We start from the raw sequence: 13,311 nt of genomic DNA, 5'->3' as shown, positions 1-13,311 counted from the left end.
GCTCGGAATTTGGCAAATTTGCGCCGAACGGATAGGTCGCAAGCACGATAGGAACGACGCCTCGAAGTCCGACCCACGAGATAAATATCTTTTCTTTAACATTATACCTAGAAAGCAAGAGCGAGAGAAAAACGCCCATAGGACGCGCGACGAACATGATCCAAAACGCGACCACGGCGCCCGCAAGCGCGACGGCCGGCAGCTGGGAAGGATTTACCAAAAGTCCCAGCGTCAAAAAGATGACGATTTGCATCGTCCACGCGATACCGTCGTGAAAACCGATCAAATTTTTCTTATGCGCGAACTCTTTTTTATTTATAAACATTCCTGCGATATATACGGCAAGAAAGCCGTTGCCGCCGACCTTACCCGCCAGCACGTATAAAAGCATCACCCAAGCCATAGAAAATACGGGATAAAGTCCCCAGTACTCAAGCCTTAGGCGGTTAAAAAGTCCCGGCAGCGCGACGCCGAACATATAGCCCATCAGCCCGCCTAGCAAAAACTGCTTTACTAACGTAAGCGCGACGTCCGGAACGCTAGGGATCGTAGCTATAGAGATGATTTGCAGTATCGTGACGGTTAAAAAGATCGCCATCGGGTCGTTCGATCCGGACTCTAGCTCTAAAAGCGGGCGAATGTTATTTCGCAGCGAAATTTCCTTTGCTCCTAGTATCGCAAACACCGCGGCAGCGTCGGTCGAGGAGATGATAGAGCCAAAAAGCAAAGCCTCTAGCCAGTCAAGGCCTAGCAGGTATTTTACCAGCACGGCTATCATGCCCGCAGTCAGCACGACGCCAAGAGTCGCTAGGATGATGCCGTTTACCATAACGGGACGGATAGATTTTAGATTCGTATCAAGACCGCCCGCGTAAAGTATAAAAATAAGCGCGATAGTGCCCACGTCTTGGGCGATTTGGCGATTATCAAAAGCAAGTCCGAGCAGCCCGTCCGAGCCCGCGAGCATGCCGACTGCTAAAAAAACGACCAAGGACGGAACGCCGAATCTATCTGAAACCTTGCTAGAGACGATACAAGCGATAAGCAGGATAGAGAAAAATAGTAAAAAAGTTTCTAACATTGTGCCTCATTTGGGTTCAAAGCGGACAAATTTTAGGCTAAATTTAGCGCCCTAATAGCCTCAAATTTGGCGCGTTTTATAGGTAAATTTTACCCGATTTTACCTTTTTTAACGATAAAAAGGATTAATTTTTATCATCGTAAAAGATGAGATCAAAGCTATTTTTGCGCTTTACCAGAGCTTTTTTGGACGGCACGCCGCCCTGCTCCATTTTAGCCAGTTCCTCTTTCATCTGCCTTATCACAGCCTCAGACTGCTCGATCTGATCTTTTAGCTGCAAGATGATATCCACGCCCGCTAAATTTACGCCAAGATCGCGCGTTAGACGCAGTATCATCTTGATACGGTCCATATCTTTTTCCGAGTAAAGGCGCATCTTGCCCTCGGTTCTGGACGGCTCTAGCAGCCCTTCGCGCTCGTATTGGCGCAGCGTTTGCGGATGTATGGAGAGGACCTTTGCTACGACGCTGATTAGATAGACCGGTTCTTCGTATTGTTTCATCTTATACCTCCGGAAGTTTTTGCTTCATAAGCTCGGCTAGTTCGCCGTCTAGGGCATTTACGTCCGGCAAAGACACGCGCGCGCGCAAGTACAAATCGCCAAATATCCCGCTTTTTCTATTTTGCACGCCGTATCCTTTGAGCCTAATTTTTTGCCCAGATTTTGAGTTTTCGGCGATTTTTATCGTGACGTCTTTTTTGGGCGTTTTTACATCTATCTTACCGCCAAACATCATCGTTTTTAAAGGAATTAGCACGTCCTTGTACAAATCATCGCCGTCCCTTTCGTACTCGTCGCTAGGCGCGATATTTACGGTTAGTATTAGATCGCCGCGCCCGCCGTTACCTTTGCCTTTTATGCGTAGCTTTTCGCCGTTATTTATGCCGTTTGGGATTTTTATTTTAATGTTTTCGCCGTTAAAATTTATCGAGTGCTCGCCGCCCTTTACCGCTACGTCAAACGGGATAGTTACCTTTGCCCGCGAGTCCATATCCTCCTCGTCATCAAAGCCGCCAAATCCGCCCGTCTGCCTAAAGCCGCTAAAGCCGCCTCTGCTAGAAAAACTGCCAAAACCGCTAGCGCTACCGCTAAAGCCGCCGCCGAAGATATTTTTTAAAATTTCGTCTAAATTTCCCATACCCGAGCTACTCGCAAAATCATGGAAATTCTGTCCGCCGAACATCGCGTCGCCGTGCCTGTCGTACTGCGCGCGCTTTTTTTCGTCGCTTAAAATTTCATACGCGGCGTTTATCTCTTTAAATTTATCCTCCGCGCCCGGGTCTTTGTTGATATCTGGATGATATTTGCGCGCCAGCCTCCTATACGCCTTTTTTATTTCGTCTGCGGAAGCCTTTTCGGACACGCCTAACGTTTCGTAAAGACTATTGCTCATATTATATCCTTTTAGTCAATTAATTTTATAGCAATTATAGCACAAAACTTTAGTGTATGTCAATCAAGTATAGTAAATAAGATAATTTTAAACGGCTTAAAGAATAATTAACTTTACATTGAGCTTAGCGCCATATAATCGCGCTTTGAAAAATTTTATCCAAAAGGAAAAACAATGAAAAAGATAACCGTATTATCTTTGGCTACGTCTTGCGCAATCTTTGCCGCAAGCATAAATTTTAACGAACCTGCAGAGGATTTTACTAGAATAAATCCCGAATTTAATAAAAACGTCATCCTCTCCTACAATAGCTCCATCGCCGATGCTAAAAAATCAGTCGTAAATATCTCCACTACAAAAACGCTAAACGGCGCAGGAGCCGATATGGGCGATATGTTTAACGATCCTTTTTTTAAAGATTTCTTCGGCTTTCAGTTTAACATCCCTCAAGAAAAGCAAAAAAGCAGTTCTTTAGGATCTGGCGTCATCATCTCCTCCGACGGCTACATCGTGACCAATAACCACGTGGTTGAAGATAGCGACGAGATCGTGGTCACGCTGCTAGATAGCGACAAAGAGTACAAAGCTAAAATCATCGGCACCGATCCCAAAACCGACCTAGCTATCATCAAAATCGACGCTAAAGAGCTAAAAGCCATACCTTTTGCAGACTCGGCTAAGCTCATGGAAGGAGATATTGTATTTGCCATCGGAAATCCTTTCGGCGTGGGCGGCAGTATCACTCAGGGCATAGTCTCAGGCCTAAATAAAGACAATATCGGCCTTAATCAATACGAAAATTTCATCCAAACCGACGCCTCGATAAATCCTGGCAACTCAGGCGGCGCGCTAGTCGATAGCCGAGGCTATCTAGTGGGCATAAACTCAGCTATCCTTAGTCGCAGCGGCGGAAACAACGGCATCGGCTTTGCTATCCCGTCAAATATGACTAAAGATATCGCCAAAAAACTCATCGAAGACGGCAAGATCGAGCGCGGATATATCGGCGTGATGATAGCAAATCTCAACGAGCAGCAAAAAGAGATCTACAAAAATAAAGAAGGCGCGCTAATTAGCAGCGTAGAAAAGGGATTGCCGGCCGATATCGCAGGCATTAAACGAGGCGATCTGGTCGTAAAAATCGACGACAAAGATATCAAAAACGCAAACGACCTAAAAAATCTCATCGGCTCGCTAGCTCCAAATAAAGAGATCACGCTAACCTACGAGCGCTCGGGCAAGCTAGAGACTGCTAAGATAAAACTAGCCAACGCCAACGCCCAGTCAAGCGGCGGCAAAGCGACCAAAGGCGACTCGGCGATAGACGGCCTTAGCGTAACGTCGATCGACGATAACGCAAGGTTTAAGTATAGACTAGCCTCAGATGTCGCAGGCGTGCTCGTTACAGACGTAAAATCAGGCTCAAACGCCGAAAAATTCGGCTTTGAAAAAGGCGATATCATCATCCAAGTCGCCGAGGAAAATATCAAAAATTTAGACGACTTTAACAAAGCCGTAGCAAACGCCAAAGGCAAAAAAACTCTCGTTTGGGTCAATCGCGGCGGACTTTTCCAAGGCCTTGTTATCAAATAATCTAAGACTAAGGCGCGGTAAAATGCGCCTTTTTCTAAATTTATCCTTTTTCTCGCTGGCTTGCCTCTATAAAGCAAGCTTAAATTTACCCTATTTTATCGCAGCGCCCGGTTTACGTCTTTGCTTAATTTAAAATCCTTGCCAGCAGTCTAAATTTACCGTTTTAAAACCCCGCGCTCGTTTGCCGTCTAAAAATAAACCGCATTTTAATTTACTCTGCAGGGTTTATTTGATTTTAGCCGCCGCTAAGCTTGCCAAGATGCCTGCTTTTAAGCAAATTTGGGCTAAATTTCAAAATCTATATAAAAAGGATAAAGCATGAACGAAAACCAAATCTCGCTGGCTGGCAAAATAAAAAACGAGATAAATCTAACGATAAAAAACGGGCTAAAAGAGCGCTACAAAGGCGAAGCGCCCTACTCGCGGTGCCGCGTGCAGGAAGGTTATCACGACACTTTTACGTTAGAGTGCCGCAGATGCGGTTTTAGCATGTCTTATAGCGACTCGTATTATGAGGCGAGCAAGCTTAGCGAGGATGAGCTAAAAGAGGCTTTGCCGCTCATCGTAAAGGGCGTAGAGGAGGAATTTTTAGACGAAAAGAACCTACCGTTTTTCGCGTATAAGCTAAATTTGTCGGTCAGATTTGAAAGCGAGGACTCGCCGCGTAAATTTTACTTTGAAAACGCGGCTAGAAAGGCCGAACTAAAGCGCAGGCTAGAAGGCTATATGGACGAGGTAGTTACTAGACGCACGGTAAAGGTCAAGGACGAACGCGAGCTTTACGTATTTATGGGACACGTTTTTGATCTGCCTCTTATGGAGTATGACGAATTTGCGCTTATAGAGCTGATAGAAAAGTTTGAGCTAGCCGTGCGGGATTCTAAAAGCAAACATCTAACCGATGAGTTTAAAGAGGCGCTTACTTGCTATCTGCAAGATTGGCGAGACGATAAGTTTATGCCTAAATTTTACGATATTTGCGGCGATGATTGGGAGAGGACTTATGAGCTTAAAAAGGACTTTAAACCCCAAAACGTAAGCGCCGGCGAGCTTACGCTTTTCGTGCGAGCGGCATTTTGGCGGATCAAATATAAAAGCTTTAGCTGGGACGTAAAATTTGCGCGCAAAGACCTCGAAAGCGCGGCTCTGATTTTCGGTTCGGTGCAGGCGCAAAAGTATTTAGACTGCGGCACCGGCGAGTTAGACGAAAGCCTAACGAGATTTAAAGACGCGGACGTAGAGTGCGCCGCAAACGATGTTTTTGCGCAAATTAGCATAAAAATCAAAAACGAAACGCCTCAGGCTTACAAAAAGGCGCTAATCTTTATCGTAAATCTGCTGCGCGCGGGCTTTGCGGCTAGCTACGCCGTTAAATTTAGCTCCAAAGCGGATAAAATTTATCTACCGATAAAAGGACTTGAAAAGACGCAGACGCACCGATTTTTCGCTACTGCATTAGCGCATGAGGTAGACTCGGAGCTTGAGCTTTACGCCAAAGAAGCTCTAAAGCATAAATACGAATTTTACGCCGATATAAACGACGAAAAGTGCCTAATGACGGGCAGTTACGCGGTATTTGGCCTTGCGCTAAAAAGCGAGAAATATTTCGCGCTAGCTAAGCGGTATTTTAAAAACGTAGACGACGAACATCAAAGCGCGCATATAAAATTTATCGAGGCTTTTATCGATAAATACGGCGTTAGCGCGCAGAGCTTGGACGTATTGGTCGATGCCTTCTCATCGTATCAGGATGATAAAATTTATAAAAATTTACGTGCGCTGATGGACGAAACTGCAAACAAAGCCCTGTTTTTGCGCGCCCTTGAAAACCTAAAAGGTTATAAAAAGGAAAATGCGGCGTATGCTGCCTGGGGACGAGGCTGGGAGAAGGAAATTTCTGGTTGATTGCGATTTTATAGGCTTGTCTCTTGCGCATATTGACTTTTTACGCTCAAATTTGGAGCCAATTTTACTAAATTTGACGAACCGAGACCCAAGTCTTGAAAGCGCCAAATTTGAGCGAGTTAAATTTGGCGCTACTTTTTATGTTAAGAAGGAAGGGATTTGAATCACGCTCTGCTTGCAGCTAAGGGCGAAGCGAAGCAAAAATCATTTAAGGACGTGCAAGAAACTAGCCGCGGCCGCCATTACAAATTTAGTCAAAACTCGTTATAATTACCGCAAAAAAGGATGGCCGATGATAAAAATTCTGATGATAGAAGACGACTTAGAGCTAGCTGAAATTTTAACCGAGTTTTTAGCAAAAAGCGATATGGACGTAAAGACGGCGGAGGAGCCATACATCGGGCTTTCGACGCTAAACGTAGAAAAATTCGACCTCGTGATCTTGGATCTCACGCTGCCGGGACTCGACGGCCTAGAAGTGTGCAAAGAGATTCGCAAGCGCCACGACGTGCCCATCATCATCTCAAGCGCGCGCCACGACATCACGGACAAAGTAAACGCCCTAGATAACGGTGCGGACGACTACCTACCAAAGCCCTACGACCCGCAGGAGCTGCTAGCTCGTATCAAAAGCCATCTGCGCCGCCAAAGCACTGTAGCGGGCGCAAATTTAAGCGGCACAAAAGAACCCGCGCGCGAAAAAGACATCGCGGTAGACGACTTTAAACACGTCATCACGCTAAAAGGCGAGCCGTTAAATTTGACCGCCGCGGAGTACGATATCCTAAAATACATGCTTCAAAAAGAAGGCGGCGCCATCACGCGCGAGGAGTTTATCTACAACTGCGCGAGCATCAGCGAGGACTCGACGAACAAGAGCATCGACGTCATCATCGGGCGCATCAGAGGCAAGCTAGGCGACGACCCAAAAGAGCCAAGATACATCCACGCCATCCGCGGTATCGGCTACAAGCTAATGCAGTAAAAGCCCGCAAATGAAACGCTCATCAGTTTTTTACACTATCACTTTTATCTTCGCTTTGGCGCTAACAAGCATATTTCTCGCGTTTTTGTGGCTGATGGACTACGACAAGCAAAACTACGCGCGCGAGCTAAACGCCAAATACTCCACGATCGCTAGAAATCAGCTCTTTTTGATGAGCGGTATCATAAATGAAAAAGAGTACGAGCGTCAAACGGGCGACTTTAAGATGCCTGAGATCACGAACGAGCGGCAAAAAGAGGAGATCCTAGCAAACGCAACCGTGCTTGAGGAGATATCAGCAGACATCGGCTCCAGTGCTATCATGATCTATCAAAATCACCACTATCTAAAAGTCCAGCACGTGGATAAAGTCCTGCTTTTAAAGGATAACGACTACCAGCCGTACCGCTACGACATCATCAAGATCATCTTTTCGCTAGTGGCGATCATACTTCTTGCCGCTTACGTTTTTGTTATCAGGAAACTAAAACCGCTAAGAAAACTAAAGCGCCAGATAGCCAAATTTGCCGCGGGCGAGATCGACGAAGTGCAAAACGTCAGCAGCGGAAACGACGAAATTTCCGAGGTTGCAGAGGCATTTTACGACGCGGTTTGTCAGATCAAAAATTTAAACGCGTCGCGCAAGTTATTTTTAAGAAATATAATGCACGAGCTAAAAACGCCGATCACCAAAGGCCGCCTAGCCGCTGAAATGATCGAAAAAAGCAAAAACCAAGAACGCCTCGTGTCGGTTTTTATAAAACTTGAAAATCTCATAAACGAATTTGCCGCCGTCGAGCAGGTTACCTCAAACATCGCGCTAAATAACACTAAAATTTGCCGTATCGACGACGTCATCGACGAGGCTCTGGATATCGCGATGGTTGATCCGGGGCAGGTTACTATTAGCAAGCTAGAGGATGTGAACCTAAATGCGGACTTTAAACTGCTAGCGATCGCTGCAAAAAACATGATAGATAACGCCCTAAAATACTCTCCAAATAAGCGCGTAAATATAACGATCACGCGCGAGTCGATCAAATTTATCAACGAAGGCGAGCGGCTGTCAAAGGAGCTGCGCCACTACGTCGAGCCCTTTACAAAGGGCGAAAGCGCGCAAAAGAGCTTCGGTCTAGGGCTCTACATCGTAGAAAACATAATCAAAGCCCACAAGCTAACTCTGGGCTACGAATACAAAAACGGACTAAACGTATTTAGCTTTGAAAACCTGCAAAATATAGCGGCGTAAGGGTAAATTTGAGCTGAAATTTAAAGCGAATCCCTTTTTGCTTTAAATTTTAAAATTCGGCGTATCGTTGCGACAAACTAAACGCCAAATTTGAATTATATATTTTGCCGCCCGCTTGTTTTAAATTTGCATCCGGTTAAATTTAGCCGCTCCTTGTTACTCATAATAAAAAGACTTTGCGGGCGCAAAATTTAGCCGCACTTTTTCGCAAAGCGCGTAAAAATCGACCTCGCCGCCGCGAGATTTAAACTCAAAATAGCACTCGTAAAGCTTTACTAAGTTTTCAAATTCCAAATTTAGCCGTGCGCTTATCTCGTGTTTTCTGTTACGTCGCGAGCTCTATCAGGCACGCACCCCAATCCAGCGTATCAAGTAGCATGCAAAAGTACAGCTCCACGGTTCGCGCGTCGCAGCGCTCATGAGGGTATGCGCGGCGTAAAAGCTCATCTTTTTCAAGCTCTCACAAGCCGCGCGCTCAGATCTGATACGCCCAGTGCAGATGCGGCATTTGGCCTGCGATGCATCGCTTTTTTAAATACTCGCCGACTAGTTCGCCAAGCCGAAACGACAGCTCGCCGTTGCCGCGGTTTTTTAGATTTTTAAGCTCGCTTTCGCTTTCGTCTAAAATTTCTCGGCAAAGCCCACCTAGCGCATAGTCCCGCTCCGCCTCGCTAAACTCGCTTTTAAATTTACCAATGGCGCTCTTTAGATACTCGTTTGCCCACTTTTTTAGCCCTGTATCGCAGAGCCTTAGGTACTTGTAGAGTTCAAATTTTAGCCATACAAAAGCGTCCGTTTGCATTTAGTTCCTTTGCCTACGTAAATTTAGCGAATAAAAATCGCAACCTGCCGTCCCGCCAGATACAGCTTAAAATAGAGCTTTAAAAAGTCCACCTGCGTAGATCGGCATTATACGCGCTTGCAGCTCGGTATCGTTTTGCATCAGCACAAACACTGCTTCTATGACGGCGCCGTCAGGTATAAAACACTGAAAAAGCCCGTAAAGCTTATCCTGCAAATCGATCCCTTCGCAATCTAAGCTTAAATCTAGTCCCGCCGCCTCGGCAATGCGGTGCGCATACTCGATCGTCATTTTTCTGCCAAATTTGAATTAAATTTGAGGCATTATACCTTAATATAATTCATTTCTAAATAGCATTCAAATTTAGATAAAGAGCAAACCGCGGCGCTTGTCTGCAAAGCGCAAACGCTAGCTTATCGCGCTCTTAAATGAGTGCATGACGGCATACGACAAATAATAGTCGTCAAACCGTATAGATATGAAAAAACTTGTAAAAATAAGAGCATAAATTTAGCACAAGTGCCGACCGCAAGCGTAGCCGCCTCGATGTCGTGAGCAAATTTAACAGCCGTCACAGCAGGACAAAATGCATACAAATCTACAAGCTCGGCTTGGTTTCAGATGCTTTGCAAGATATAAAATTTTGGGTTTGGCAGACAAGTCTAGCGCTGACGGAGGCGTTAAATTTAAGAAATTTACGCTTACGAGAATAAAATCAATAAAGAGAAATTATGGAAAATTAGAAAGAAAATAAACTTAAAGCGGTGCGTTTTTATGCAAAAAAATTACCCGCTTTAAGTAAAAATTAAAAATGCATAGGAGTCAAACGCAATCCAAACAGCAAATTTAGCATATAGGTGTTTCGCTAAAATCCGATTTTACTCATTCCTAAGCGTCTCAAGCACGTTTATCTGCGCGGCTTTTTTAGCCGGATAAAACGACGAAAGCGCCACGATGACGATAGCTCCGACTAAGATCATGGCAAGATCAAGTAAGGATAGCTCCATAGGAAGCTTCGCGCTGCCGTAGACGTCGGCGGGCAAATTTACGATATCAAAGCTGCCAAGTAGCCACACGCCAAAGAGCCCGAGCACGAGCCCAAACACTATCCCGCCCCCGCCTATCGTGGCGCCGAGAGCAAAAAAGCTCTTTTTTATCTCGACCTTGCTAGCGCCCAGCGAGAGCAGTAGCGCGATCTCTTGGCGGCGGTTCATGACGGTCATAAGCAGCGAGCTTACGATATTTAGCGAGGCGACCAGGATGATGAGCATCAAAACGATGAAAAGAGCGCGCTTTTCGAGCGCCAAGGCGGAGAAAAAGTTACCGTTTTGCTGCCACCAGCCGATTGCTTTTTGTCCTAGACGTAGCTCGCGAGAGATCTTTTCGATATCGGCGAACGGATCGTTTGAAAACACGTGTATACCGTCAAATTTGCCCTCGTCGTACTCGAGTATCTTGCGCAGCGCCTCCACGCTCGTGTAGAGGTAGCTTTTGTCGTAGGCCACGAGCCCCGAGCTAAACGAGCTCACGACGTCAAAGCGCTTCATTTTAGGCGTTAACGCGAAGCCGCTCGGGTCGTTTTTAGTAAAAATGAGCGTGAGTTTGTCATTTTCGTTTATCATCATCTCGTTTTTGACGCCTTGACCTACGAGCAGGCCGTATCCGTCTAGCTCGCGGTCCTCAAGGCCTACCGCCACGACTGAGTTTATCTGCTTTTCGTCGACTGAATTTACGCCAAAAAGCAGTCCGCCCTCGAAGCTATTTGCCCCCTTTATGATAACTTGACTCATGATATATGGGCTAAATTTGAGATTTGGAAACTTCTGTTTTAGTTCGCTAACGTCGCTCTCGTCGATGTTGCCGCGTATGGCGGAGAGGATCGTGATGGGGTAATTCATGGTAAAAAGTTTGCGCTCAAACTCCTTGTCAAAGCCGTTCATGATCGCCATCGCGACGATGAGCACCATGAGCCCGACGCCGACGCCCAAAAACGCCAAAAGCGCCGAAAGCATGATAAACGGCTGGGTTTTATCAAACCGTAGATATTTAAAAAGTAGATATTTGGTTAGGCTCATTTGATTTTCCGTTGTTTAAATTTGGGCTTTTGCGCCTTTTGATTTTATTTATCGGCAAAGGTTTTGCTTTTTGTTCGCCTGTAAATTCGGCGCGCGTTTTATTTTCTCGCCGTTAATTTTTCAAAGTCCGTTTCGGCTAGATTTTTTGATCAAACTTATAGCTCGCCTTTTAAATTTATTCTATTTTAGGACTTCTTGCTACTTAGATTTTGCTTCAGGCACAAGTTTTAAATTTGCAAATTTATCATCTAAATTTACCCGTAAATTTTGGGCGATTGCGCTTAAATTCGGCGCGATTAAAATTTACCTGATTGGGCGGCAAATTTTAAAGTAGCTTGCGAGTTTCAAATCTAAAAATACGCCGTAAAAAGCGGCGTAAATTTTACAAAAACAAGCACGCCGCTATAAAAACGGCAACGAGCTTAAATACAAAATTTAATAAGCCGTCGCCAAAACCCCAAAGCTAAATTTTATCCCAATCCTCCGCAAAAGCTCCTTTTTTAGGGCCGCTTTTGCCGTGGCAGTCCTTGTATTTTTTACCGCTTCCGCACGGGCACGGGTCGTTTCTGGATACTTTTTTGCCGGGCTTTTCTTCGCTCTCGGACACGCTAGCAGCCTCGGTATCTTGCGCTTCTTGCGGTGCAGACTCGGTAGGCTCGGAGAAGCTTAGGCGCACGGCCGTTAGCAGCTTGATGCTCTCAAATTTAATGCGGCTAACGAGCTCCATAAAGAGATTAAAGCTCTCTTTTTTATACTCGGTGAGCGGATCTTTTTGGTTGTAGCCGCGCAGTCCGATGCCGGTTTTTAGGATATCCATCTGGTATAGATGCTCGCGCCACGCGGTGTCTAGCACTTGTAGGCAAAGCACCTTTTCTAGGTATTTACGCTGATCTTCGCCTATGACGCCCATTTTTTCCTCGTAGTCGGCCTCAAATTTAGCCGTTATCTTCTTAGCAAGCTCGGTATAGTCGAGATCTTTTAGCTCGTCAGGCTGCATGAACGCGCCGTTTGAGATTATCACGGAGCTTAGTTTTTCGAGGTTATACTCGCTCTTTGGCTCGCCTGCATAAATTTCGGCTTGAGCTAGCAGGTGCTCGACAAACTCGGCGCGATTTTGCTTGATCTTTTCGCCGACTTCAAAATTCGGATCAAGAAGCTCGTTTCTAAATTTATATACAGTTTTTCGCTGTTCGTTTGCGACATCGTCGTATTCAAGGATATGTTTTCTTGATTCAAAGTGCAAACTCTCGACCTTTTTTTGCGCATTTTCGACGGCTCTAGTGACCATTTTGGAGTCGATGCTTTCGCCCTCTTCGATACCAAGACGCGTCATTATCGCCTTGATGCGGTCACTTCCAAATATTCTAAGCAGATTATCCTCAAGGCTTAGATAAAATCGGCTAACTCCAGGATCGCCCTGACGTCCCGCGCGGCCTCTTAGCTGGTTGTCGATACGGCGGCTTTCGTGTCTTTCGGTGCCGATGATGTATAGACCGCCCAGAGCCCGCACCTCGTCGTCGATACGGATATCTACGCCGCGTCCGGCCATATTCGTAGCGATCGTAACCGCGCCGCGAGCGCCTGCTTGAGCGATTATCTCGGCCTCTTTTTCGTGATTTTTAGCGTTTAGCACGGAGTGCGGGATCTTTTCTTTTACGAGCAGGTTGTGCAGCTTTTCGCTCTTTTCGATCGAGGCGGTACCCACGAGTACGGGCTGACCGCGGTCGTGAGCCCTTTTGATCTCGTCGATCACCGCTTTAAATTTCTCGTTTTCGGTTTTATAGATGAGATCGTTGTTGTCTTTTCTGATTACCGGCACATTTGTCGGGATCGATACGACGTCAAGCTTGTAAATTTGCGAAAACTCGGTCGCCTCCGTCTGCGCCGTACCCGTCATGCCCGATAGTTTTTTGTAAAGCCTAAAGTAGTTTTGAAATGTAATATCCGCTAGGGTTTGGCTCTCTTCTTGGATCTTTACGCCCTCTTTGGCCTCGAGCGCTTGGTGCAAGCCCTCGCTAAATCTTCGTCCTTCGCTAAGACGCCCCGTAAATTCGTCGACGATGACGACTTGTCCATCGCGAACGACGTAGTGTACGTCCTTTTCAAAGAGATTGTGCGCCTTTAGAGCTTGGTCTAGGTGATGGCTTAAAATCGCATTTTCCATATCATATAGATTTGCCACGCCAAAGAGCTTTTCAGCCTTTGAGATGCCTTCTTCGGTAATTGC

12 protein-coding genes are annotated in these 13,311 nt (G+C 45.9%); 4 read left to right on the top strand and 8 right to left on the bottom strand.

The window, feature by feature from the left end; all coding sequences use genetic code 11:
• The 3 genes from RYL88_RS07355 to RYL88_RS07345 all read right to left on the bottom strand — a co-directional run.
• Positions 1-1,081 (bottom strand): potassium/proton antiporter (locus RYL88_RS07355; protein ID WP_314990210.1); only part of this gene is annotated, 1,081 nt, incomplete at its 3' end.
• 124 nt (positions 1,082-1,205) lie between these two features.
• Positions 1,206-1,583 carry a heat shock protein transcriptional repressor HspR gene (locus RYL88_RS07350; protein ID WP_314990208.1) on the bottom strand — a complete coding sequence of 126 codons (378 nt, stop codon included), beginning with the start codon at positions 1,581-1,583 and terminating at the stop codon, positions 1,206-1,208.
• Between the two features lies 1 nt (position 1,584).
• On the bottom strand, positions 1,585-2,475 hold the full coding sequence (locus tag RYL88_RS07345) for a DnaJ C-terminal domain-containing protein (RefSeq protein ID WP_314990206.1): 891 nt from the start codon (positions 2,473-2,475) through the stop codon (positions 1,585-1,587).
• A gap of 174 nt (positions 2,476-2,649) precedes the next feature.
• Between RYL88_RS07345 and RYL88_RS07340 the strand changes: the two genes are divergently transcribed.
• The 4 genes from RYL88_RS07340 (at position 2,650) to RYL88_RS07325 (ending at position 8,207) form a co-directional block, all read left to right on the top strand.
• Positions 2,650-4,068 (top strand): Do family serine endopeptidase, encoded by a 1,419-nt coding sequence (locus tag RYL88_RS07340; RefSeq protein WP_314990204.1) that lies wholly within the window; start codon positions 2,650-2,652, stop codon positions 4,066-4,068.
• Between the two features lie 318 nt (positions 4,069-4,386).
• Complete coding sequence (locus RYL88_RS07335; protein ID WP_314990201.1) at positions 4,387-5,973, top strand: DUF6138 family protein; 1,587 nt, start codon at positions 4,387-4,389, stop codon at positions 5,971-5,973.
• 292 nt (positions 5,974-6,265) lie between these two features.
• Complete coding sequence (locus tag RYL88_RS07330; RefSeq protein ID WP_314469425.1) at positions 6,266-6,958, top strand: response regulator transcription factor; 693 nt, start codon at positions 6,266-6,268, stop codon at positions 6,956-6,958.
• Positions 6,959-6,968: 10 nt separating this feature from the next.
• Complete coding sequence (locus tag RYL88_RS07325; protein WP_314990198.1) at positions 6,969-8,207, top strand: ArsS family sensor histidine kinase; 1,239 nt, start codon at positions 6,969-6,971, stop codon at positions 8,205-8,207.
• Between the two features lie 156 nt (positions 8,208-8,363).
• On the opposite strand, the gene RYL88_RS07320 is transcribed toward RYL88_RS07325, so the two are convergent.
• The 5 genes from RYL88_RS07320 to RYL88_RS07300 form a co-directional block, all read right to left on the bottom strand.
• Positions 8,364-8,501, bottom strand: coding sequence for a hypothetical protein (locus RYL88_RS07320; RefSeq protein WP_314990196.1), 138 nt, complete (start codon positions 8,499-8,501; stop codon positions 8,364-8,366).
• Between the two features lie 181 nt (positions 8,502-8,682).
• Positions 8,683-9,009 (bottom strand): hypothetical protein, encoded by a 327-nt coding sequence (locus RYL88_RS07315; protein ID WP_314990194.1) that lies wholly within the window; start codon positions 9,007-9,009, stop codon positions 8,683-8,685.
• 66 nt (positions 9,010-9,075) lie between these two features.
• Positions 9,076-9,300, bottom strand: a complete 225-nt coding sequence (locus tag RYL88_RS07310) for a hypothetical protein (protein WP_314990192.1) — start codon at positions 9,298-9,300, stop codon at positions 9,076-9,078.
• A gap of 587 nt (positions 9,301-9,887) precedes the next feature.
• Positions 9,888-11,084 (bottom strand): ABC transporter permease, encoded by a 1,197-nt coding sequence (locus RYL88_RS07305; RefSeq protein ID WP_314990191.1) that lies wholly within the window; start codon positions 11,082-11,084, stop codon positions 9,888-9,890.
• A 463-nt stretch (positions 11,085-11,547) separates the two neighbouring features.
• Positions 11,548-13,311: SEC-C metal-binding domain-containing protein (locus RYL88_RS07300; RefSeq protein WP_314990188.1), on the bottom strand; the 1,764-nt coding region annotated here is incomplete at its 5' end.

The organism is uncultured Campylobacter sp. (assembly GCF_963517995.1).
Taxonomy (GTDB): domain Bacteria; phylum Campylobacterota; class Campylobacteria; order Campylobacterales; family Campylobacteraceae; genus Campylobacter_A.
The sequence above is the reverse complement of the archived record's forward strand: the minus strand, read 5'-3'. Positions and strand labels throughout refer to the sequence as shown.